16 protein-coding genes are annotated in these 23,731 nt (G+C 59.4%); 5 read left to right on the plus strand and 11 right to left on the minus strand.

The genetic code is table 11. The features are described 5' to 3' along the window. Positions 1-49: 49 nt before the first annotated feature. The 8 genes from fdxA to AMM41_RS19885 form a co-directional block, all read right to left on the minus strand. Positions 50-379 (minus strand): ferredoxin FdxA, encoded by a 330-nt coding sequence (gene fdxA / locus AMM41_RS19850; RefSeq protein ID WP_089963447.1) that lies wholly within the window; start codon positions 377-379, stop codon positions 50-52. 326 nt (positions 380-705) lie between these two features. Next, positions 706-1,986 carry a sulfate adenylyltransferase subunit 1 gene (locus AMM41_RS19855; protein WP_089963449.1) on the minus strand — a complete coding sequence of 427 codons (1,281 nt, stop codon included), beginning with the start codon at positions 1,984-1,986 and terminating at the stop codon, positions 706-708. 16 nt (positions 1,987-2,002) lie between these two features. After that, positions 2,003-2,932 carry a sulfate adenylyltransferase subunit CysD gene (gene cysD, locus AMM41_RS19860; protein WP_089963452.1) on the minus strand — a complete coding sequence of 310 codons (930 nt, stop codon included), beginning with the start codon at positions 2,930-2,932 and terminating at the stop codon, positions 2,003-2,005. A 143-nt stretch (positions 2,933-3,075) separates the two neighbouring features. After that, complete coding sequence (locus AMM41_RS19865; RefSeq protein WP_089963454.1) at positions 3,076-3,831, minus strand: phosphoadenylyl-sulfate reductase; 756 nt, start codon at positions 3,829-3,831, stop codon at positions 3,076-3,078. Positions 3,832-3,891: 60 nt separating this feature from the next. After that, complete coding sequence (locus tag AMM41_RS19870) at positions 3,892-4,284, minus strand: DUF934 domain-containing protein (protein ID WP_089963456.1); 393 nt, start codon at positions 4,282-4,284, stop codon at positions 3,892-3,894. Positions 4,285-4,568: 284 nt separating this feature from the next. Then, entirely contained in the window at positions 4,569-6,374 is a 1,806-nt protein-coding gene (locus AMM41_RS19875) for a nitrite/sulfite reductase (RefSeq protein ID WP_089963458.1), read from the minus strand. Positions 6,375-6,386: 12 nt separating this feature from the next. Further along, the gene (locus AMM41_RS19880; protein WP_089963460.1) at positions 6,387-7,178 is read right to left on the minus strand and encodes a sulfite exporter TauE/SafE family protein; all 792 of its coding nucleotides are present in this window, start codon (positions 7,176-7,178) and stop codon (positions 6,387-6,389) included. A 93-nt stretch (positions 7,179-7,271) separates the two neighbouring features. Continuing rightward, the gene (locus AMM41_RS19885) at positions 7,272-8,159 is read right to left on the minus strand and encodes a DMT family transporter (RefSeq protein WP_089963474.1); all 888 of its coding nucleotides are present in this window, start codon (positions 8,157-8,159) and stop codon (positions 7,272-7,274) included. Positions 8,160-8,264: 105 nt separating this feature from the next. Between AMM41_RS19885 and AMM41_RS22065 the strand changes: the two genes are divergently transcribed. After that, complete coding sequence (locus AMM41_RS22065) at positions 8,265-8,426, plus strand: hypothetical protein (RefSeq protein ID WP_158273301.1); 162 nt, start codon at positions 8,265-8,267, stop codon at positions 8,424-8,426. Between the two features lie 5 nt (positions 8,427-8,431). Here AMM41_RS22065 and AMM41_RS22400 read toward each other — a convergent pair whose 3' ends face one another. The 3 genes from AMM41_RS22400 to AMM41_RS19900 are packed head-to-tail and all read right to left on the minus strand — an operon-like array spanning position 8,432 to position 11,701. Beyond that, positions 8,432-9,670, minus strand: a complete 1,239-nt coding sequence (locus tag AMM41_RS22400; protein WP_089963462.1) for a hypothetical protein — start codon at positions 9,668-9,670, stop codon at positions 8,432-8,434. 55 nt (positions 9,671-9,725) lie between these two features. Beyond that, positions 9,726-11,390: an FAD-dependent 5-carboxymethylaminomethyl-2-thiouridine(34) oxidoreductase MnmC1 gene (gene mnmC, locus AMM41_RS19895; protein ID WP_228769376.1), complete on the minus strand. Its 1,665-nt coding sequence runs from the start codon at positions 11,388-11,390 to the stop codon at positions 9,726-9,728. Positions 11,391-11,428: 38 nt separating this feature from the next. Continuing rightward, on the minus strand, positions 11,429-11,701 hold the full coding sequence (locus AMM41_RS19900) for an oxidative damage protection protein (RefSeq protein ID WP_089963464.1): 273 nt from the start codon (positions 11,699-11,701) through the stop codon (positions 11,429-11,431). 213 nt (positions 11,702-11,914) lie between these two features. On the opposite strand from AMM41_RS19900, the gene AMM41_RS19905 reads away from it, so the two are divergent. The 4 genes from AMM41_RS19905 to AMM41_RS19920 form a co-directional block, all read left to right on the plus strand. Further along, positions 11,915-12,691 carry a ferredoxin--NADP reductase gene (locus AMM41_RS19905; RefSeq protein ID WP_089963466.1) on the plus strand — a complete coding sequence of 259 codons (777 nt, stop codon included), beginning with the start codon at positions 11,915-11,917 and terminating at the stop codon, positions 12,689-12,691. 117 nt (positions 12,692-12,808) lie between these two features. Then, entirely contained in the window at positions 12,809-13,327 is a 519-nt protein-coding gene (locus AMM41_RS19910) for a disulfide bond formation protein B (RefSeq protein WP_089963468.1), read from the plus strand. Positions 13,328-13,514: 187 nt separating this feature from the next. Beyond that, positions 13,515-14,180, plus strand: a complete 666-nt coding sequence (locus tag AMM41_RS19915) for an SOS response-associated peptidase (protein WP_089963469.1) — start codon at positions 13,515-13,517, stop codon at positions 14,178-14,180. A gap of 1,190 nt (positions 14,181-15,370) precedes the next feature. Further along, a partial coding sequence (locus AMM41_RS19920; RefSeq protein ID WP_194944893.1) for a cadherin domain-containing protein occupies positions 15,371-23,731 on the plus strand: 8,361 nt, incomplete at its 3' end.

The raw sequence follows: 23,731 nt of genomic DNA on the forward strand, positions 1-23,731 counted from the left end.
CCCTTGCTTGAAGGGGCCGGGCAAACGATCAGCCTTGGGGCGCTGGCGTTCAGCGGATCAATTCGGCCAGCTTGCCGGTTTTGTCTTTCCAGGCATCGGCATCGGCCATGGGTGTTTTGCGTTTGGTGATGCTTTTCCAGCCGGGCAACAGGGCCAGCTCGGCGTTCAGCTTCGTCATGTGCTGTTGGTCGGCCGGCAGGTCTTCCTCGGCATAGATGGCGTTGACGGGGCATTCGGGGATGCACACGGCGCAGTCGATGCACTCATCGGGGTCGATGGTCAAGAAGTTGGGGCCTTCGCGGAAGCAGTCCACAGGGCAAACGTCCACACAGTCGGTGTATTTGCACTGGATACAGGATTCGGAAACAACGTGGGTCATGATGGACTCGGAAAAAAAGGGGTCCGCGCTTTCAGATGGGCACGGAAGTCTGGATTTTAAAGGAGATCGTTGGCCTCCCTCTGGAAGCGAACCCCTGCTCACAACAGGGGTGATGGTGAATCCAACGCATGGGCGATGCGGACCGATTTGTCGGGGCTGAAGCCACCGACCTACAAAATCATGGTGTCAACCGGTGGTGCGGGCGATGCGGGTCGATTTGTCGGGGCTGAAGCCACCGACCTACAAAATCATGGTGTCATCCGGTGGTTTGAGCCCCGGCATGAAATGAACCTGTAGGTCGGTGGCTTCAGCCCCGACATGTCGACTCAGTTCACCAGCACAGCCCCCGAGGTTTTGTGGCTGGCCGTGTCCACCAGTACCAGCGCACCCAAAATGCGCGACTGGGCAAAGGGCAGGGTCGCCAGCGGCTCTTGCAGGGCCAGCGTGACATGGCCAATGGCGTTGGGGGGCAGTTCGCTGGCTTCTTCTTCGGCCAAGGTGTTCACGTTCAGGCGGTGCACCACGCGCTGCACCTTCACTTTGACCCAGCGGTGGCCGTGCAGCGCCCAGTACAGGCGGCCCGCCACCAAGGGCTCGTCGTCCATCCAGGCGATGGTGGTGCTCAGCTGGCGCTGGCCCTCAGGAGCGCCCTCGGCGGCCAGCAGCCAGTCGCCACGCGACACATCCACCTCGCGGTCGAGGACGATGCCTGCGCTGTGGCCTGCGGCTTTGTTTTGCGGCTGGCGGGTGGCCGACAGCACTTGGGACACCACGGCGGTTTGGCCGCTGGGGAAGACCTTGACGGTCTGGCCCGGCGCGATGCTGCCGGTGGCCACACGGCCCCAGAACACGCGTCGGCCCTGGGTGGTGACGCCGGAGTCATGGAATTTTTCGACCCACTGCACCGGGAAGCTGAAGGCCACATCGGTCTCGGCCGGGGTGACGGGCAGGTCTTCAAGGATGCTCAAAAGGCTGGGGCCGGTGTAGCCGCACCAGTCAGGCTGGTCGTTGTTCTCGGTGGTCACCACGTTCCAGCCCTTGAGCGCCGACACGGGCACCATGGCGGTGACGGTGATGCCCGCTTCTTGGGCGAATTTGTTCAACGCCCGCGCGATGTTTTGGTAAGCCACAGTGGCATCGGTCACAGCGTCGAGCTTGTTGATGGCGAACACGATGGAGGGCACACGCAGCAGGTTCACCAGCAGCGAGTGGCGGCGTGTTTGCGGCAGCAGTTGCAAGTTGGGGTTGGCCCAGTCGAGCTTGATGGCGTCGACCAGCACCACGGCGGCGTCGGCGCTCGATGCGGCGGTGACCATGTTGCGGGTGTACTGCTCGTGGCCGGGCGCGTCACCGATGATGAACTTGCGCGCTTCGGTGTTGAAGTAGCGGTAGGCCACGTCAATGGTGATGCCTTGTTCGCGCTCGGCGCTCAGGCCGTCGGTCAGCAGGGCCAAGTCGGTTTCGCCCGACCGCTGCACCCCGGCCAGGTGGTCTTGCAGCACCGCCTTGGTGTCGACCAGCAGGCGGCCAATCAGCGTGCTTTTGCCATCGTCGACCGAGCCGCAGGTGATGAATTTGAGGGCTGAGAAATGTTGGTTGTTGTGCATGTCTTTTGCTTCCTGATCAGAAATAGCCGTCTTTTTTGCGCTTCTCCATCGAAGCCTCGGACGTCTTGTCGTCCATGCGGGTCGCGCCGCGCTCACTCACATCGGCCGCCAGCGTCTCGATCACGATCTGCTCAGGCGTAGACGCGGTGCTCTCCACCGGGCAAGTGCAAGTGATGTCGCCCACGGTGCGAAAACGCACGTCGCGCACCACCACTTTTTCGCCGTCTTTGGTGGGTGTCAGCTCGGTCACCGGCACCAGCAGGCCCCGGCGGTCCACCACTTCACGTTTGTGGGTGTAGTAGATCGAGGGCAGCGCAATGCGTTCGCGGGCAATGTATTGCCACACGTCCAGCTCGGTCCAGTTGCTGATGGGGAATACGCGAAAGTGCTCGCCCGGTTGCAGCTTGTGGTTGAACAACGTCCACAGTTCGGGCCGCTGCGCCTTGGGCTGCCATTGGCCAAAGCTGTCGCGGTGCGAAAAGATGCGCTCTTTGGCGCGGGCCTTTTCTTCGTCGCGGCGGGCACCACCGATCAGCGCGTCAAAGCGGAACTCTTCAATCGCTTCGAGCAACGTGACCGACTGGTGCACGTTGCGGCTCTCGCCGGGGTGGGCCAGGCGCACGGTGCCTTTTTTCATGGAGTCTTCGACGCTGCGCACGATCAGCTCAGCGTCCAGTTCTTTGGCACGCGCGTCGCGGAAGTCGGTCACTTCGGTGAAGTTGTGGCCGGTGTCGATCATGAGCAGCGGGTAGGGGATGCGGCCTGCGCCGAAAGCTTTTTCGGCGCACTTGAGCATGACCAGCGAGTCCTTGCCGCCCGAAAACAATAGGGTGGGACGCTCGAAAGCGGCGGCGACTTCGCGCAGGATGAAGATGGTTTCTTCTTCCAGTGCGTCCAGGTGGGCGTTGCTCAGGGTGTGCAGTTCGGTGGGGGTGAAGGCGGTCATGTTGGGCTTTTTGTAAAGGTTTTTGTAGGACGGTGGCTTTAGCCCCGACGTTGTCTGTTATCCAAGGTTGCATGTCGGAGCTCAAGCTGCCGACCTACGGGGTCCTTGCATGTCGGGGCTGAAGCCACCGACCTACGAGGGATTCATTTCTTGACGTGCAGGCCACATTCCTTGGCCGCCTCGTCTTCCCACCACCATCGCCCGGCGCGGAACTCTTCGCCCAGGCTGATGGCGCGGGTGCAAGGGGCGCAGCCGATGCTCGGAAAAAACTCGTCGTGCAAGGGGTTGTAGTCCACCTGGTTTTCGGCGATGTAGTGCCACACGTCACCCCAGGTCCATTTGGCCAGCGGGTTGAACTTGTACAAAGCCTTGGTGGCCACTTCGCTCTCATCGAGCAAAGGCACCTCGGCGCGGGCGTTGGATTGCTCTTGGCGCAGACCCGTGATCCAAGCCTTCTGGCCTTTCAGGGCGCGGGCCAGCGGTTCCATCTTGCGCACGCCGCAGCAGGCCTTGCGCAAGTCGATGCTCTGGTACATCGCGTCCTGACCTTTTTCACGCACAAACTGGATGACCGATTCGGACACAGGGCGGTACACCTTGATGGGGGCTTGCGAATGAGCTTGGGTGCGCTCGAGCAGGGCCAGGGTCTCGGTGTGCAGCGCACCTGTTTCCAGGACAAAGACCGGGATGTCGAGCTGCAGGCTGTTGATCAGGTGCGTGATCACCACGTCTTCGGCACCCAGGCTGGAGGCTTGGGTCACGGGGGTGAACTCGGTGGCCGCGCGTTGCAGCAAGGCTTGGGTCTCGGCCAGTTTGTTGGCAAAGTCAGGGCTGGCCTTGGCGTTTTGCTCGGTGGCTTTGACCGGAGCATTGCGAGAAGAAATCAGGCTGGAAGTCATGGATGTTGTCTGTAGGAGCCACGCCCTCGTGGCGATGAAGCGGTGGTGAATGTCCGGAAGTTATCGCGACGGGGGCGTCGCTCCTACGGCAAAGTGCGGTTGGGTTTCGACAGCCGAGCCTTGGTAGAACCCGTCAAAGCGCTCAAACTGGCGCTGCGCTGCCGAGGCGTCCACGCCTTCACGCAGCACGGCCACGTCAAAACCGGTGCGCTGCATTTGCACCAATTGGTCAATCAGCACATCGCCCGTGGCACGCAATTCGCCTGCAAAGCCCAAACGGCGGCGTAGCAAAAAGGCCTGGCTGTAGGCACGGCCGTCGGTGAATTTGGGGAACTGCAGATCGATGCGCGTCACACCATTCAGATCGAGCGTTCGCGGGTCGGCATCGTTGGCCAGTGTGAGGACCTCTGGCGATTCAATGGTTTGGTGTTCGGATGAGGAGAGGATGTTCATGGTCGTTCTTTTCTGGTGCAGGAGAGGCACCCTCGCTGCGATTTGAAGCTCATCGCGACGAGGGCGTCGCTCCTACAAGGGGATGCTGTGCAGGTTGTGGGAGCCCCGCCCTCGGGGCGATGGTGGGTGGTGTTGGATGTCGTGCATGTTGCAGGAGCCCCGGCCTCGAGGCGATGTTGAGTGGCGTTGGATGTTGTGCATGTTGTAGGAGCCCCGCCCTCGGGGCGATTCTTGGTGGTATGCGTGGCTTGATCGCGACGGGGGCGTCGCTCCTACAAAGGGGGTCAGGCGGTGGTTTCCTCGGCGGGGTGGCGGGCGGCGTTGGCGGCTGCTTTGAACGGCTCTTGCCCCACGCGGCGCAGGGTGTCGATGAAGGCTTCGGCCTTGTGGCCTTGGCTGGTGCGCAGGGCCTTGTAAGTGTCCAAAATCGCTTCGATCACGTCGGGCACTTCAAACGATGAGAACGAAGGTCCGACCACCTTGCCCGCCACGGTGGGGCCTGACAGCGCTTTGCCGTCCGAGCCGCCCAGCGTGACCTGGTACCACTCCTTGCCGTCTTTGTCCACGCCCAAAATGCCGATGTGGCCCGAGTGGTGGTGACCGCAGGAGTTGATGCAGCCGCTGATGTGAAAGTCGATGTGGCCCAGGTCGTTCAGCTCGTCCAGATCCTGGTAGCGCTCGGTGATGGCGGCCGCCAAAGGCAGTGAACGGGCATTGGCCAAGGCGCAGTAGTCGCCGCCGGGGCAGGCGATCATGTCGGTCAGCAAACCAATGTTGGGCTGGGCCAGGCCCAGGGCTTTGGCTTCGAGCCACAGGGCGTGCAGCTGGTCCAGGCGCACCCAGGGCAGCACCAGGTTTTGGGTGTGGGTCACGCGGGCTTCGCCAGCGGAATATTGGGCCACCAGCGCCGCAGCGGCATCGAGCTGGTCGGCGGTGGCGTCTCCGGGGGCCTGGCCCACGCGCTTGAAGGACAGGCTCACGGCACGCAGGGCCGGGTTCTGGTGGGGCTTGACGTTTTGCGCGATCCAGCGGCCAAAGGCGGGCGTTTTAGCCGCTTCGATGCTGACATCTGCTTCGGCTTTGGCTGCCCATTCGGCAGTGGCGGTAGGCAGGTTCAGCGCAGGCACGGCAAAGCAGGCGGCCACGCGGTCGAATTCGGCTTGCGGGATGGTGTGCAGGCCGCCGTCCTTGACCAGAATGTCCTGGTACTCGGCTTCGACTTCGTCAAAGTAGCGCTGGCCTTCGGCCTTGACCAAAATCTTGATGCGGGCCTTGTACAGGTTGTCGCGGCGGCCCCAGCGGTTGTACACGCGGATCACGGCTTCGAGGTAATTCATGATCTGGTGCCAGGGCAGGAACTCGCGGATCTGCGTGCCCACCACGGGCGTGCGGCCCATGCCGCCGCCCACCAGCACCTTGAAGCCCACTTCGCCAGCCGCGTTCTTCACCATTTGCAGGCCCACGTCGTGCCAGCCAATGGCGGCGCGGTCTTCAGCAGCGCCCGTGATGGCGATCTTGAACTTGCGCGGCAAAAACGCGAACTCGGGGTGCAGCGTGCTCCACTGGCGGATCAGCTCTGCATAGGGGCGTGGGTCGACCACTTCGTCCACGGCCACACCGGCCAGCTCGTCGGTGGTGGTGTTGCGGATGCAGTTGCCGCTGGTCTGGATGCCGTGCAGGTCCACGCTGGCCAAAAGGTCCATCACGTCGGCCGATTTGGACAGCGGAATCCAGTTGAACTGCACGTTCTGGCGGGTGGTGAAGTGGCCGTAGTTGGTGGTCAGCTTGGGGGCCAAGCCAGCAATTTTGTCTTGTGTGGCCTGGGCTTCGGCCAGCAGGGCAGGGTCGGGCGTGTCGTATTCGCGGGCAATTTGGCCCAGCACTTGGAGCTGGGGTGCCGAGATTTCGCCATAAGGCACGGCCACGCGCAGCATGGGCGCGTAGCGCTGCACGTACCAGCCGTTTTGCAGGCGCAGGGGTTTGAATTCATCGCCGCTGAGTTGCCCGGCTTCAAAGCGCTCGAGTTGGTCGCGGTGTTGTGCAGCGCGGGCACGCACGAACTGTTTGTCAAATTCGGTGTATTGGTACATGAGGGGACTTCTTCAGATCAAAACGAGTTTGGTGCCAGCCCAGGCCAGCAAGACGGAAAGCAAGGAACGGATCACGCGATCGGGCGTGTGGTGGGTCAGGCGCGAGCCCAGCCAGATGCCAGGGAGTGAGCCCGCCAGCAGCTTGGCCAGCAAAGGCCAGTCGACAGACCCCAATGAGGCATGGCCCAGCCCCGCCACCAGCGTGAGCGGCACGGCATAAGCGATGTCGGCGGCCACGATGCGCGGCAGGGGCAGCATGGGGTAAAGCAAGAGCAAAACTGTGACGCCAATGGCACCCGCGCCGACCGAGGTGAGGGTGACCAAGGTGCCAATCAGGGCGCCGAACACCACCGGCAGGCTCCAGTGGCGTGGGGTGCTCGCATGGGCTTCGTCCGCACTGGCCAAGTGGCGGGGCACTTGCTTGCCACGCACAGCTTTGTAAAGCATGGCCGCAGCCGTCAGCAGCAAGGCCACACCCAAAGTGGTGGTCATCAACGACTGCACTTTGGGATCGGCAGGCCCCACCCAGTGCAAAAAGCCCAGGGTCACCAAGCAGGCCGGAATGCTGCCCGCGCTCAGCAAGCCCACCACGCGCCAGGGCACGATGCGCTGGCGGGCAAAACTGATGGTGCCGCCCAGTTTGGTGAAAGCCGCAAACAGCAAGTCGGTGCCGACCGCCATGTAGGGCTTGACGCCAAAGAAAAAGATCAAGAGCGGCGTCATCAAGGACCCACCGCCCACCCCCGTCAGGCCCACGATGGTGCCTACGAAGAAACCTGCAAAGACATAAGCCAAATCAACCATGGGGGCGACTTTAAGGCGTCTTTATGCCTAAACAAACGATTTTTTAGTTGGGTATATATTCTTGAGGCTTATAAGAGGATGTTGGACCCTGGCTCAGTGCTTGCTGCGTTGAAAGGTTCGAAAGGGGTTGAATCCGGTGAGCAATGCCGAAGCGATCAAGATGAGCAGCACACCTGGCAGCAGGCCGGGTGTGAGGGGTTCGTCCAAAAACAGGGCCCCCCAGGTCACGCCAAAAAGGGGAATCAAAAAAGCCGACGAGGTGGAAGCGCTGGCCGGGATGTCCCGCATCAGGCGCATGCTGATCCAGTAAGTGAAGCCCGAGGTGACTGCGCCCAGCACCAACAAAGCCAGCAGCGCGGGCAGGCCCACCGCTTGGCTGGGGGCGGTGGCAGCCGCTGCGGGCACCAGCACCAGAGCGCTGGTCAGGTGCACCACCGCTGAGGCGGGCAGCGCATGGTGGGCCAGGGTGGCTCGCTTCATGAAGATGGCCCCAAAGCCATAACAGCCAGCGGCCACCACGCAGGCCAAGGTGGCCAGCAGCACTTTCAGGTTCGGGTTCACGGGCCCCAAGCCCAGCAACAGCGTCACGCCCAGCAGACCGATGCCACAGCCCAGCAGTTTGCTGGGGGTGAACCGTTCTTGGGCCAGCATGACCCCGGCCAAGACCCCAAACATGGGGGCGGTGGCGTTGAGCACAGCCGAATACCCGGCCGGCAAGATCAGACCGGCCCAGTTGTACAAGACAAAGGGCACCACCAAGGTCAAGATACCCAGCCCGGTGAGCGAGCGCCAGTGTTGGCGTGCCGGCCAGGCCTGGCGCGTCCAGCGCATGATGGCGCTGAGCACCAGCGCCGCCAGGGCGCAACGCAGACAAGCCATGGTGATGGGGCCAAAAGCCGGGGCGGCCACGCGGATGAGCGGAAACGAGCCGCCCCAAACGGCGGACAAAAGAACAAGTTGGGTGAATTGGCGTCCGTTCATGGTCAGTCCATTATCAGCGGGGGCTTTGCTGAGCATGGCCTCGTTTTTTTGATGCGCGCACCCCGCTGGTTCTATGTGCCATCAGCGAGAGGCTCATGGACGGCAATGACAGTCCTTTTTGCTTGCTTGGTAGAGGCCTATGTGGGCAAGCTTTACCCACGCGGCGGCAAAGTCACCTTGGTGCAGTGGCCTTATGCCGATGGCAAAAACGAGCAAGCAAGCGATGCCTGTTTGAAGGCTTGCCGCCCGGCGCAAGCGATGAAGTAAGGGCTTCAGCCTGCTTTGGCTTTGGGCACTGGTCGGCTGCGCTTGAGCACGTCACCGGCTTCCAAAATCAGCGTGGACACGGGCAGGTTTTGACGGAGTCTGAAGTTTTCTGCCCGCTCTTGCGAGCGAAACGGCCCAGTGACCACCCAAAAACGTGTGCTCTCTGTGTCGGTGGGCTTGAGCATGATCATGCGGGCGTTGACCAACTCGGCTTTAGAGTCGATTTGTCGTTTGGCTTGTGCGGCGCTGCTGTGGCTGCCGTGCAGGATCAGAAAATAGTCTTTGGGGATGGCGGCCAGCCAGCGGTAACCGCGCTGCGCTGCCTCGGGCACAGGGGGCAGTGGTGTGGCCGCGGCGCTGGGTTCAGAGGCGGCGGCCACGGCGGCACTGGATGGCGCTGCGCTGGTGGATTCGGGGGCAGAGGCGGATGTGGATGAGGCTGTGGGTGCCGCAGCAGATGGCACTTGTGTGGCCATAGAGGGGGCAGCTTGGTTTTCTCCAGCCGCTTGGGCGCTGCTTTCACCCAAGCCGCGTGCCTCTGGTGTGGCACTGGCGATTGAGGCGTCTGGGCTGGCTGGCCTGGTTTGGGCCAAACCAGGCGATGTGGACGCAGCGGGGGCTGTGGCCGGGCGTTGCGAGACCACGGCGGCAGCCAGCACGGCCAGGCCCAACAAGCCGGCCAACCACAGCTTGCCTTTGGGGGCAGGGCGGGGCGCGGCGGCAGGCGCGGCGGGGCTGTGCATTTGCCAAATCATCAGGTTTTTGCTGGGCGCATTCAAAATAGCGCTGAGCTTTTCTGAGGTGTCCAGCGTGGTTTTGAACAACAACACCAAACCGAGGCGCCAGCCGGGAAATCCGTCGATGATGCCTTGCAAGAGCAGCAGTTCGGAGGCGGTCAAACACTCTGCATCGCGCACCACACACAGCTTTTGCAAGGGTGTGCAGTCTTGGGTTTGCATGGCCAGGTGCAGGGGTCGTTCGGCCAGTGTGGCATTGACCAGCCCCAACAAGCCCGCACTGTGGCGACCGCTGCAGTGCTCTAAAAGCACCATGGGCGCATGGGTGCGCCACAACGATTGAAGGTTGTCAATGAGCATGTCCAATTCTTCGGACGAAGACCGCACCACCATCAGGCTTTTGCCTTGGTCTGTGACCGCTTGGGCAAAGCGCGTCAGCTCGGACGGGGCCGCGTTGTGCGGCAAGCTGTCAAGGTCGAGGGTGGCGGGGGCAGTCCAGGAGTTCATGGCGCGGTGCAAACAATTCAATACGAAGTGAGCGGATTAGACACCATGAAGATTTCTAAAGTGATCTTTTTGAGCCTGCCGGGGCTGTTTGTACAGAAAATCGCTCGGTCATCAGGTGCCGGGCCAGACTGGGTGCCAAGGGCAGTGGTTCGTTTTCGAGCCAGGCCGCGCAGAGTTCGCCGGCCATGACGGCCAGGCTGATGCCCCGAGCCCCCATGCCTGAGACCATCCACAGCCCGGGCCAACGCTGGGGGTTGATCGGCCCCACCGCAGGCAGGCGGTCGGGCAAGGTGCAGCGCAAACCTGCCCAGCCCTGCACCTGCCCGGGTGCAAACTGGTCTTGCAGGCTGGCCCCCAGATGTGGCAACAAGGTGGACAAACGCTGCTGGTTGGCGGCATTGTCTTCTTCTCGCACCGGGGCCTTGACGCATTGGCGCTCGAAGGTCGAGCCGATGAACCAGCCGGCTTGCCCGGTGAGGGTGGGCACGCCGCTGATGAAGCTGCCGTGGCCATTGACTGGAAACGGCGGCAGTTGCGCACGTTGCGAAGACGACAGCGCCTGCATCTCTCCTGCACTGATTTGCCCGCGCAAGGGGTTCAGTGGGACCGGTGGTTTTTCGCCATCGGCGCACAGGGCTTGCAACAGGGGGTGGGTGTCATAGGCGCTGGCCAAAACCACCAGGCTGGCACGGGCCAGCTCTTGGCCTTGTGGGTCCAGCACTTGCCATGGTGTTTCGCCGTCATCGGTGTGGCCTGGGCCAGTTTGCACGCGGGCCGCTGTTTGCCCCCACATGACCCGAATGCCGGGTGTTTGCAATTGGGCGCTCACCAGTTGTCGCGGTCTGATCCAGCCAGCCAGGCCATGCCACAGTGCGGGTGAGCCGGGTGGCAAGCCTGCAGCGGCGATGTATTCGGCGCTGGCAGGGGTGCTCCATTCGTGGGCGCTGTCGGGCCAGGCGGGTCCGGTGGGCAGACTGCGTTTGCCCTCCACACGGTGCTCCAGCACGCCCGTGGGGGCCCAATCGGTGTCGGCAGTCAGCAGTGTTTGTGCCCTTTGCAAAGTGGCCCTCACACCCGCGCGGGTGATGCGCGACAACACGCTGTCATCGGGTGAAACATGGGGGGCCGCCAGTCCCACGGGCAAGCCAGACGCACCGGCACCCACACCCGTGCCTTGCTCAATCACCGTGACCTGCCACCCCCTCAGGGCCAGGCTGTGTGCCACGGCCGAGCCCGACAAGCCAGCGCCAATGACCACCACCTCACGGCGGGTGGGCGGCTTGGCTTGCCTCAGGTGTTGTTGGCTGCGGCGGGTGTTGTAAAACGGGTGCTCGGTGGGTTTGGCCCAGGCCGGGGTCAGGTGTTCAGCCCCCATCAGCACTTGGTCGGCAGGCACATCGAGTTCACGCCCAAGCTTGTCGGCAGGGCCTGCATGCACGGTCAAGTGGACGTGCCCACCCCCCAACACCAGGCGGTGGGTGCCCGGTGACATGCCTTGCCACGCGGCCAGCCACTCGTCCTTGAAGGTTTGCAGTGCAGGCTCTACCGGCCAAGCTTGCAAGGCCGACCGAGTCGGCAAAGGCTGATCGGTCACCACCGTGAAAAACAAGTGGCGAGGGCGGTGAGGGTCGCGCTGCGAACTGGCCGAGCTTGCCGAGGTGGCCCAAGAGGCCCAAGTGGCCAAAAAATGCTGACCTTGGTCAAACCCGGTTTGCAGCACATGCCAGTGCTGCCGGGCTGGCGCGTTCAGGTTCGGGCTCAGGCTGCAGGGGGCACGTAGCCTTGCGCAGCATCGGCACCCGCACCAAAGAAATGGTTTTCCATTTGGCGGGCCAGATATTGGCGGGCACGCAAATCGGCCAGGTTCAGGCGGTTTTCATTGACCAGCATGGTCTGGTGCTTGAGCCAGTCGGCCCAGGCTTGTTTGCTCACGCCTTCCCAAATGCGTTTGCCCAAATCGCCTGGGTAGGGCGGAAAATCCAGACCTTCGGCTTCTTTGCCGAGTTTGATGCATTGAACGGTGCGTGCCATGGTGTTGTCGAGCCTTGATGTATCTTAAGAAGCGCTGGTTATACGGATATAAAATTTCAGTATTTCCAGTTGTGAACGAATCGCACGAAAATACGCGTTGTTGCCCAGCGGCCGCGACATCTTCGTGTTCTTGCAGGCCGCAACTGTAGCAAGCTTTCAGCATCCCTCAGCGGCATTGGGGCTCTGGCCCCAACCCAAACCAACACAAATCAAATGAGTGCATTTCTCGAAGAACGCGTTTTGAGCGTTCACCACTGGACAGACCGCTTGTTCAGCTTCACCACCACCCGCGATCAGGCCCTGCGTTTTTCGAACGGCCACTTCACCATGATTGGCCTGCGCCAGGAAAGCGGCAAACCGCTGCTGCGTGCCTATTCGATTGCCAGCGCCAACTACGAAGAGCACCTCGAATTTTTGAGCATCAAGGTGCCCGATGGCCCGCTGACCTCTAGGCTGCAACACATCCAGGTGGGCGACACCATCGTCGTGGGCCGCAAGCCCACAGGCACGCTGCTGTGCGACTACCTGCTGCCTGGCAAAAACCTGTACCTCATGGGCACCGGCACGGGCTTGGCCCCGTTCATGAGCATCATCCGCGACCCCGAAACCTACGAGCGTTTCGAAAAAGTCATCCTGGTGCACGGTGTTCGCCAAGTCAATGAACTGGCTTACCACGACTACATCACCCAAGAACTGCCAGCCAACGAGTTTCTGGGCGAGATGGTGACAAAGCAGTTGCTGTACTACCCCACCGTGACCCGCGAGCCCTATAAAAACCAGGGCCGGGTGACCGAGTTGATGGAAAACGGCAAACTCTTTGCCGACCTTGGCCTGCCCCCGCTCAACCCCGAGACCGACCGCGTCATGATCTGCGGCTCCCCCGAAATGCTGCGCGACTTGAAACGCATCTGCGAAGAACGCGGCCTGAAGGAAGGCAACACCAGCACACCGGGTGCCTTTGTGATTGAGCGGGCTTTTGCTGAAGCTTGATGCGTCGCGCTTGGCCCTGCAATGCCTGATGGGGCTGGGGCCATGTGATCGGCTTCACCCAGCCAGTCACCCCACGGGCGCACAATGCGCCCGTTCGCTTTTGTAACCCCCTTGCCCATGAACATGAACAACATCACCCCCCCACGTTGGCTGGCCCTGATCGCCTTGTCGGGCATCGGCATGCTGGCATTTGGTCTGTATTTGCAGCATGTTGTGGGCCTGAACCCTTGCCCCATGTGCATCGTGCAGCGTTATGCCCTGATCGGTGTGGTGGTGTTGGGGGCTGTCGGCTGGCGTTTGCGCGGCTGGGGGCTTGTGGTGTCAAGTGTGTTGCTGGCGCTGGTGGCGGGTTTTGGTGCCTTCACGGCTGCCCGCCAAAGCTGGCTGCAGTGGTACCCCCCTGAAGTCGTCAGCTGTGGCCGTGACTTTTACGGCATGGTCGAAAACTTTCCCATCAACCGCGCCATTCCCATGATCTTCAAAGGCAGCGGCGACTGCACCAAGATTGACTGGACCTTTTTGGGCGGCTCCATCGCCAACTGGTCGTTTGTGGCCTTTGTGGTGTTTGCGCTGTTGGGCCTTTGGGTGGCGGCCAAAGTGCGCTCCAGCCGCTCTCTTGTGGGTGCCGCGCCCTAGCCGCGATAGAGCCCCTTTAACTGTAGGAGCGGCGCCCTCGCCGCGATAGAGCTTAGCCGCACCCAATCCCAACGTTTCATCGTCGAAGCCTTGTGATGTGGTGCTGAACCCCTCGCGTCAGAACCTGATTGCCCACATGCAGCAGTTGGCCGCTCGCCCTTGAAACCGCTCGATGACCATTTGACCCATGTGTGCCCACTACGAATCCCCTCACAACAAGGCCCTGCTACAAAAGCATTTTGGCGTTGACTTGCCCAGCGAGTTGGCGCGGCGCGATGTCTGGCCAGGCTACAAAAGCACCTTCATTCGCCGCCACCCCCATGCCGATGTGGGCGACGACGCCGTGCCCCCGCGTGAAGCGCTGCTGGGCAGTTTCGGGCTGATTCCGCACTGGTCCAAAGACGACAAAATGGCCCGCCACACCTACAACGCCCGCAGCGAAACCGTGGCCGAAAAACCCAGCTTTCGCGATGCCTGGCGGCGTGGGCAGCACTGCATCATCCCGGTCAGCGCCATCTTTGAGCCCGATTGGCGCAGCGGCAAAGCCGTGCCCACGCGCATCACCTTGGCCCGTGGCGAGCCCATAGGCCTGGCCGGTTTGTGGGCGCAATGGCGCTCACCCGCAGGCGAGACGGTGCACAGCTTCACCATGATGACCATCAACGCCGATGCACACCCTTTCATGCGCAATTTTCACAAGCCGCAGGATGAAAAACGCTCGGTGGTGATCTTGCCGCCCGAGCGCTACGACGACTGGCTGCAGGCCAATGCAGCCGAGAGTGCGGCGTTTTTGCAAGCCTGGCCAGCGTATGACTGGCTGGCCGATGCGCCGGTGCAGGCGGCTTTGATTTGATCGCTTGAGGTGGTCGCCTTTTCAGTGAGCCATCGCTTGGTGGGCTTTCACTATTGATCTGGCACGCTGAAGTCTGAAACGCTGATCAGGCACTTGGCGCATGTTGAATACTTTTATTTATAGATGAGAGCACCGCCCTTGGGGAGATGGGGCTTAGTTCAGCTAGGCTAGATTGCGGCGGGAAATCCTCTATTACAAGCCGAGGGTTCCGATTGAAAAATCGTTGTATGGATGCCTTTGAGGAATTGGGTCTCAGGCCCTTGTTTCACTAGCTTTCGTCAGCTGTCCGGGTGTCCGCTGTGCAGCGGAATGTTTTGATACTTTTGAATCGTCAAAAATTTTATTTTTAGCTCTTAATATAACTAAAGTCAATAATTAATGTACTGTAAAGTATTTATTTAATTATAAATTTAATTAAATTGAAAATTATTATTTAAATATTTATTAAAATTAAAAAGTAAAATTTTAATTTACTAAATTAAAAATAATTTCAATTATTTGGAAATCATTACTTTGTATATCAATTTAATGTTTGAATTTTTCGTTTAAAGTTTTTTTAATTTAATTTGAGGCAGAATAAATTTTAATTATTGTATTTTGAAATCATATCTATTCAGAGGTTAACAGTGGCTTCCAAAACACCCGCATCTTCCAAAGCAGCTGATCAAGCTCTGAAAACACCCGGTCTCGCAAACCCAAACTCAATTTCCAATTCGGCCTCATCTTTGCTGTCTGGCGAGCAAGCAACGTCAGCATCAAAGCTCGCTCAGCTGCGCAAAATTGAACGAGTATCTTTTAAAGCAAAACAATCAGAAGAAGATGCGCCACTTGGCGAAGCATCAGCTATTGCTTCTTCTGAAGACACGCTGGATATGGTGTCACCTATTGCCCCTGCAAACACTGATGATGTGATATTGCTTGCCCAAGCCAGTGGTCATTCCCCTGCCGAGGGCAGTGGCAAGTCATCCCCAAGTGAAGCCCTGGCATCAGGTGCAAGCACCGTTATGGGTTCTGTTGCTATAGGTTTGGGCAGTGCTCTTGCCTTTGGGTCTATCAGAAATGATTGGTTGCGTAGTAGCGGTGTCCGTGATCAAAAGGACAACGTCATCAACAAACCAGCAGCGCCCACGCTGAGCCTGGCGGTTGACAGTGGCAGCTCAAGCAATGATGGGGTGACAAACAATGGGACCGTGAATGTCATTGGCTTAGAGCCAAACGCCACTTGGTCATACAGCACCGATGGTGGGCAGACCTGGAAAGAGGGTGTAGGAAGCAGCTTGGCGTTAGCAGGAGATGGTCAAAAATCGGTGATTTTGCGTCAAACCAATTTGGCGGGCAGCACAAGTGACAGCAGCGTTGCCTTGGCCTTCACGCTGGACACAAAATTTCCTGATTTGCTGCAACTGAAGGCGCACAGCAACGGCGGTACCCAACCGGGGACCTTAGAACTGGTGTTCAGTGAGCCAATCTCACCAGACAATTTACCTGCTGCGAGCGCGTTCCTTGTCACCGTCAATGGAAAGTCGGTCACGGCCAGCGGTGTGAGTGCACTGGGCGATACCGTTATTCTGACTTTTGAAGCTGGTGTGATCGTTTCAGGTAATTTGCAGCTCACCATTGTTTACGCCGACCCCAGTGCTGAGAATGACGCGGTTGCCGTGCAAGATTCGGCGGGCAATGATGTTGGTTCGATCAACCTGTCCAGTGGTGTGGTAGCCGACGGTTATATCCGAGGTGCTCAAATGTATCTCGACGGGCCTGACGGTCTGATAGAGTTAATGGGTGTTGTGACCGATAGCTTCGGTAATTTTTTCCTGCCATTGGGTATCAATCCGCAAGGCTACGCATTGGTAGCCAAAGGTGGTGTCAATATCGACACGGGCTTGCCCAACGTGGCGTTATTGAAAGCACCTGCAGGTTCCACCACTGTTAACCCAATCACGACGCTGGTGCAAGCTGTTGTTGACCAAGCTCGGGAACAAGGCGAGCCTGTGGATGCGCAGACCGCTGCCAGCGATGTTGCAAAAAGCCTTGGATTACTGCTGCCAGAAGGCCAAAGCCTTACTTCGTACGATCCATTATCTGCACAGGGCGACAACGCAGTGGCGGCTCAAAAGGCGGCAGCACAGTTGGCTACGTTGACATTTTTGGCGTCCAGCGGAACTGCTGATGTTCAGGGTGCCTCTGACCAAGTGCTGTCCAATTTGGCGGCAATCGTACTGAATAACAGTGCCAACACAATCCAAAATCCGATCAGTCTTTCTGATGGTTTGGTCTTGAGCCAAGCGCTGTCTGGTCTAGACGTCAGTCAAGCCACACAAAGTACTCTGCTTGATGCCAATGCCGCAATTGGTACGGCCAATTCAGTTTCAGGCATCAGTACAGCGCAAAGCCAATTTCTCGACAAAATAGCACCATCGGCTCCCCTTAGCTTGACTGTGGATGCCTTGACGAAGGACAGCACACCGCTTGTGCAGCTGCTTCTGAACGTGAGTAGCACCGACGGTCAGGCCGTCGTGGAGGGCGATACTGTCGTGCTGTTCGATGGCGCTGTTGAGGTTGGGCGCAAGCTTTTGACAGCAACGCACATTTCTTCTGGGCGCATCGACATCAACATTGCACCATTAGAAGAAGGGCAACACAGTTTGACAAGCCAAGTGGTTGACCTTGTCGGTAATGTGAGTCCAAGAAGTGCGGCGCAAACCCTGCAAGTTGACCTGAGTGGTCCACAGGTCACCTTGTTTGCAGCGACAGATAATCTCGCTTCGGGTGCCACCACTGAATTGACATTAATCTTCAACGAGGCTGTCAGTGGACTAAGTTTGGATGACTTCGGAGTTACTGGTGGTTTGCTGACAGCTTTGAGTGGTCCCCAGGTGGTGGGAGGGCAGCAGGTTTATACCCTCACTTACACCGCTCCACTTCAAGGCACCGCAGGCACCGTTAAGCTGGTGGCTGATGGCTACACCGATGGCGCTGGCAATGCAGGTGCGCAAAGTAACACTTTGGATCTGGCTATCGTCAATCCACCGGTGCTCAATATCATTTCTGCTGGCGGTTTAGACCGGTTGATCAGTACCCAACAAGGCGATGCTGTTATTCATGGGACTGCCCAGTTGATCAATGGTCCTGTGATCATTTCATCTGGACAAATAATGCTAGGGCAGGCACAGGTATCTAGCGGTGCCTGGTCGTACCAACTGACTGCAGAGAATTTGATTGATTTGCAACAAGGTGTTGGAAAAGAGATCACCGCTTCACAGACCCGTACCGTTGGTGGAAATGACTACACCGGTTCGACCACCGTCACGGTGGCAATAGACACGTTGGCGCCAAACGACCCGGTCATCAATGACGTTGCATTTAATAACCTAATTAATGCCGTTCAAGTTACCCAAGGTGTTTCATTGACGGGCACTGCAGAAGCAGGTGCCAGACTAGAACTGACAGTGGCTGGTATCACCAAGGCACTCACGGTGAATGAACAAGGACAATGGACATACACCCTCAACACTGCAGACTTCAAAGCACTTGAAACTTCGGGCGCTGAGATCAAGATGGTTGCAGTGTCTGTAGACGCAGCAGGCAACCGATCAAATGCCGTGGAGAAGGCTTTTTCAGTCGACACATTAGCCCCTTTGCTGGGACTGGTCCGCTTGGCAGACGTCAGCGACACTGGTGCACTGGGTGATGCCAAAACAAGTCAACGTCAGCCGGTCATTGGTTTTACCGCCGAAGAGGGTGCAACCTTGTTCTTGGATATTGGTGAAGGTTATGCCGAGGCAGGCATTGGTTCGGGCGCACTTCAGAACTTGACCCTGAGCAATGCCGAACTCATTGATGGCAATTACACCGTCAAGTTGAAGGCCGTCGATGCAGCAGGTAACGAATCAGTCCGTACGGCAACGATCGTTGTTGACGCGACAGGTCCGTCAATAACATCCGGTGGATTGGCTGCGGCGATTGATGAGGGCAGTGGCAAAGGGCAGATCATTTATACCGCTGCATCCACTGATGCATCTGTCGTTAGCTACAGCCTTAAGGCCGACACTGTTGATGCTTCAGCATTCACCATCAACAGCAAAACGGGTGCTGTGTCTTTGACCGGAAACCCCAATTTTGAGACCCAGCCCAGTTACAGCTTCATGGTGGTCGCTACCGATGCAGCGGGTAACGCCACTGAACAAGCTGTGGCCATTACGGTGACGGACGTCAATGAAGCGCCAACGGCCCAGGGGTCTGTGTCGAGCCAGACGGCTGTCAACGGCCAGGCCTTCAGCTTTAACGTCAGCGGCAACTTTGCCGATGTGGATGCAGGCACCAACGGCACCTTGAGCTTCAGCGCCACGGGCTTGCCCAGTGGGCTGAGCATCAACAGCACCACGGGCGTGATCAGCGGCACGGCCACATCAGACCAAACCTCCGCGCAGGTCGTTGTCACGGCCACCGACGGTGGTGCTTTGGCTGTCACGCAGAGCTTCAATCTGGATGTGGTCTCAGCGCCGACCATTACCGCTCTGGCCGCCAACTCTGCCGTTGCCAACAGTGGGGACGCACTGACCTTCACGGCCACGCTGAGCGAAGCGGTGATCGTCAACACCACGGGCGGCACGCCGACCCTGACGCTGGATGTTGGGGGACAAGTCCTGACAGCCACCTACAGTGGCGGTTCTGGCACCACCAGCTTGAGCTTTACGGCCACGGCAGGCACGGGCGATGACAGCACGGTGAGTGTGAGCGCGATCAACCTCAATGGTGCGAGCATCATTGGCAACACGACGTCGCAGGGGCTATTGACGGGTATCACGGGGCAGGTGGTTTCGGGCTTGATTGTTGACAACACGGCACCTTCCTTTACCAGCGGTGCCACGGCCAACTTTGCTGAGAACGGTGCGGGTATCGTCTACGCCACGGCAGCTACAGACCTGACGACCTTGACCTACGCCCTGAGTGGAGCGGATGCGAGCCTTTTCGCTATCAACACCAGCACGGGTGCGGTGAGCTTCAAGGGGGCACCGAACTTCGAGGCGCCTGCAGACGTGGGCAACAACAACGTCTATGACATCACCGTCACGGCCACCGATGGTGTGGGCAACACCAGCAACCAGTCTGTGGCGATCACGGTGACCAATGTCAACGAAGCGCCAATGGTGACCAGTGCCGCCACAGCCAGCTTTGCTGAGAACGCGTCAGCTGCGGTGTACACCGCCAGTGCGACTGACCCGGATGCGGGGACTGCGCTGAGCTACAGCCTGGATGGTGCGGACGCGGACCTGTTCAACATCAACAGCACGAGTGGAGTAGTCACCTTCAATGCTCCCCCCAACTTCGAGGCCAAGTCGAGCTACAGCATCAATGTCGTGGCATCCGATGGCAGCCTGAGTGACACCCAAACGGTGGCGATCACGGTGACGAACGTGAACGAAGCGCCAACGGTGACCAGTGCTGCCACAACCAGCTTTGCCGAGAACGGCGCTGGTGTGGTGTACACAGCCACCGCCACCGACCCGGATGCGAGCACTACGCTCAGCTACAGCCTAAGTGGTGCCGATGTTGCCCTCTTCAGCATCGATGCCAGCACCGGTGTGGTGCGTTTCGTGTCCGCGCCCAACTTCGAGGCCCCGGCTGATGCGGGTGGAGACAACATCTATGACATCGTGGTCACGGCCACGGACAGCGGAACCTTGAGCGCGACCAAAGCTGTGGCCATCACGGTGACGAACGTGAACGATGCGCCGACATTGACAAGTGCAGCTACAGCTAACTTTGCCGAGAACGGCTCTGGCACTGTCTACACCGCCACCGCCACCGACCCTGATACTGGCACAGCACTGAGCTACAGCCTGGATGGTGCGGACGCGGACCTGTTCAACATCAACAGCACGAGTGGAGTAGTCACCTTCAATGCTCCACCCAACTTTGAAGCCAAGTCGAGCTACAGCATCAATGTCGTGGCATCCGATGGCAGCCTGAGTGACACCCAAGCGGTGGCGATCACGGTGACGAACGTGAACGAAGCGCCAACAGTGATCAGTGCTGCCACAACCAGCTTTGCCGAGAACGGCTCTGGCGCGGTGTACACAGCCACAGCCACCGACCCGGATGCGAGCACTACGCTCAGCTACAGCCTAAGTGGCGTCGATGCTGCCCTCTTCAGCATCGATGCCAGCACCGGTGTGGTGCGTTTCGTGTCCGCGCCCAACTTCGAGGCCCCGGCCGATGCGGGTGGAGACAACATCTATGACGTCGTGGTCACAGCCACGGACAACGGAACCTTGAGCGCGACCAAAGCTGTGGCCATTACGGTGACCAATGTGAACGAAGCGCCAACGGTGACCAGTGCTGCCACAACCAGCTTTGCTGAGAACGGCTCTGGCACTGTATACACCGCCACCTCCACCGACCCGGATGCGGGTGCGGTGCTCAGCTACAGCCTCAGCGGTACGGACGCGGACCTGTTCAACATCAACAGCACGAGCGGAGTAGTCACCTTCAATGCGTCACCCAACTTTGAGGCCAAGTCGAGCTACAGTATCAATATCGTGGCATCCGATGGCAGCCTGAGTGACACCCAAACGGTGGCGATCACGGTGACGAACGTGAACGAAGCGCCAACGGTGACCAGTGCTGCCACAGCCAGCTTTGCTGAGAACGGCTCTGGCCCGGTGTACACCGCCACCGCCACCGACCCGGATGCGATCACAACGTTGAGCTACAGCCTAAGTGGTGCCGATTCTGCCCTCTTCAGCATCGATGCCAGCACCGGTGTGGTGCGTTTCGCGGAGGCACCCAACTTCGAGGCCCCGGCCGATGCGGGTGGTAACAACGTCTATGACATCGTGGTCACGGCCACAGACAACGGCTTCTTGGCTGCCACCAAAGCAGTGGCTGTTACGGTGACGGACATCAACGAAGCGCCTACGGCCCAGGGATCTGTGTCGACACAGACGGCTGTCAACGGCCAGTCCTTCAGCTTTAACGTCAGCGGCAACTTTGCCGATGTGGACGCAGGCACCAACGGCACCTTGAGCTTCAGCGCCACGGGCTTGCCCAGTGGTTTGAGCATCAACAGCGCTACTGGCGTGATCAGCGGCACGGCCACAGCAGACCTGGCTTCAACTCAGGTTGTAGTCACGGCCACCGACGGAGGCGCTTTGGCTGTCACGCAAAGCTTCAATCTGGGCGTGGTGTCAGCACCGACCATTACCGCGCTGTCCTCCAACGTTGCTGTTGCCAACAGTGGGGACGTACTGACCTTCACGGCCACGCTGAGCGAAGCGGTGATCGTCAACACCACGGGCGGCACGCCGACCCTGACGCTGGATGTTGGCGGACAAGTCCTGACGGCCACTTACAGTGGCGGCTCTGGTACCACCAGCTTGAGCTTCACGGCAACTGCAGGCGCGGGCGATGACAGCTCGGTGAGCGTGAGCGCGATCAACCTCAATGGTGCGAGCATCATTGGCAACACGACGTCGCAGGCGCTGTTGACGGGCACGACGGGGCAGGTGGTTACAAACCTCATTGTGGACAACACCAATCCGGTGTTCACTTCTGGCATCACGGCCAACTTTGCCGAAAACGGTACGGGGATCGTTTACGACACGGCAGCTACAGACGTCACGACCTTGACCTACGCCTTGGGTGGAGCGGATGCGGGTCGGTTTGACATCAATACCAGCACAGGTGCGGTGAGCTTCAAAACGTCACCAAACTTCGAGGCGCCTGCAGACGTGGGCAACAACAACGTCTATGACATCACCGTCACAGCCACCGATGCGGCGGGCAACGCCAGTAACCGCGCCGTGGCCATCACGGTGACCAATATCAACGAAGCACCATCGGTGAGCAGCGCCGCTATAGCCAGCTATGCTGAGAACGGCCCAGGTGCGGTGTACACAGCCAGTGCCACCGACCCTGATGCGGGGACTGCGCTGAGCTACAGCCTGGGTGGGGCAGATGCGAGTTTGTTCGACATCAACAGCAGCACGGGTGTGGTGAGCTTCAAGGCTTCGCCGAACTTTGAGGCCCCGACTGATGCGGGAGGCAACAACGTCTATGACATCACTGTCACGGCGACGGATGACGGAACTGGCACGCTGAGCAGCAACATCCATTCTGTGGCGATCACGGTGACCAATGTGAACGAAGCGCCAACGGTGACCAGTGCTGCCACAACCAGCTTTGCTGAGAACGGCTCTGGCACTGTATACACCGCCACCTCCACCGACCCGGATGCGGGAGCTACGCTGAGCTACAGCCTCAGCGGCACGGACGCGGACCTGTTCAACATCAACAGCACGAGCGGAGCAGTCACCTTCAATGCGTCACCCAACTTTGAGGCCAAGTCGAGCTACAGCATCAATGTCGTGGCATCCGATGGCAGCCTGAGTGACACCCAAACGGTGGCGATCACGGTGACGAACGTGAACGAAGCGCCAACGGTGACCAGTGCTGCCACAGCCAGCTTTGCTGAGAACGGCTCTGGCCCGGTGTACACCGCCACCGCCACCGACCCGGATGCGAGCACAACGTTGAGCTACAGCCTAAGTGGTGCCGATGCTGCCCTCTTCAGCATCGATGCCAGCACCGGTGTGGTGCGTTTCGTGTCAGCGCCCAACTTCGAGGCCCCGGCCGATGCGGGTGGTAACAACTCTTATGACATCTTGGTCACGGCCACGGACAACGGAAGCTTGACTGCCACCAAAGCCGTGGCCATCACGGTGACGAACGTGAACGATGCGCCGACAGTGACCAGTGCTGCCACAACCAGCTTTGCCGAGAACGGCGCTGGTGCGGTGTACACAGCCAGCGCTACCGATCCGGATGCGGGCGCTACGCTGAGCTACAGCCTCAGCGGTACGGATGCGGACCTGTTCAACATCAACAGCAACACGGGTGTGGTGAGTTTTGTGTCTGCACCCAACTTTGAGGCCCCTGCTGATGCGGACGGTAACAACGTCTATGACATCGTGGTCACGGCCACGGACAACGGGACCCTTAGCGCTACCAAAGCTGTGGCCATCACAGTGACCAATGTCAACGAAGCGCCAACGGTGAGCAGTGCTGCCACAACCAGCTTTGCCGAGAACGGCTCTGGCGCGGTGTACACAGCCACAGCCACCGACCCGGATGCGAGCACTACGCTCAGCTACAGCCTAAGTGGTGCCGATGCTGCCCTCTTCAGCATCGATGCCAGCACCGGTGTGGTGCGTTTCGTGTCCGCGCCCAACTTCGAGGCCCCGGCCGATGCGGGTGGAGACAACATCTATGACGTCGTGGTCACAGCCACGGACAACGGAACCTTGAGCGCGACCAAAGCTGTGGCCATTACGGTGACCAATGTGAACGAAGCGCCAACGGTGACCAGTGCTGCCACAACCAGCTTTGCTGAGAACGGCTCTGGCACTGTATACACCGCCACCTCCACCGACCCGGATGCGGGCVCMACGCTGAGCTACAGCCTCAGCGGYGCCGACGCKGCCCTCTTCAACATCAATRSCACCACCGGTGCGGTCCGTTTCGTGTCATCGCCCAACTTCGAGGCCCCG

The organism is Limnohabitans sp. 2KL-3 (assembly GCF_001269405.1).
GTDB lineage: Bacteria > Pseudomonadota > Gammaproteobacteria > Burkholderiales > Burkholderiaceae_C > Limnohabitans_A.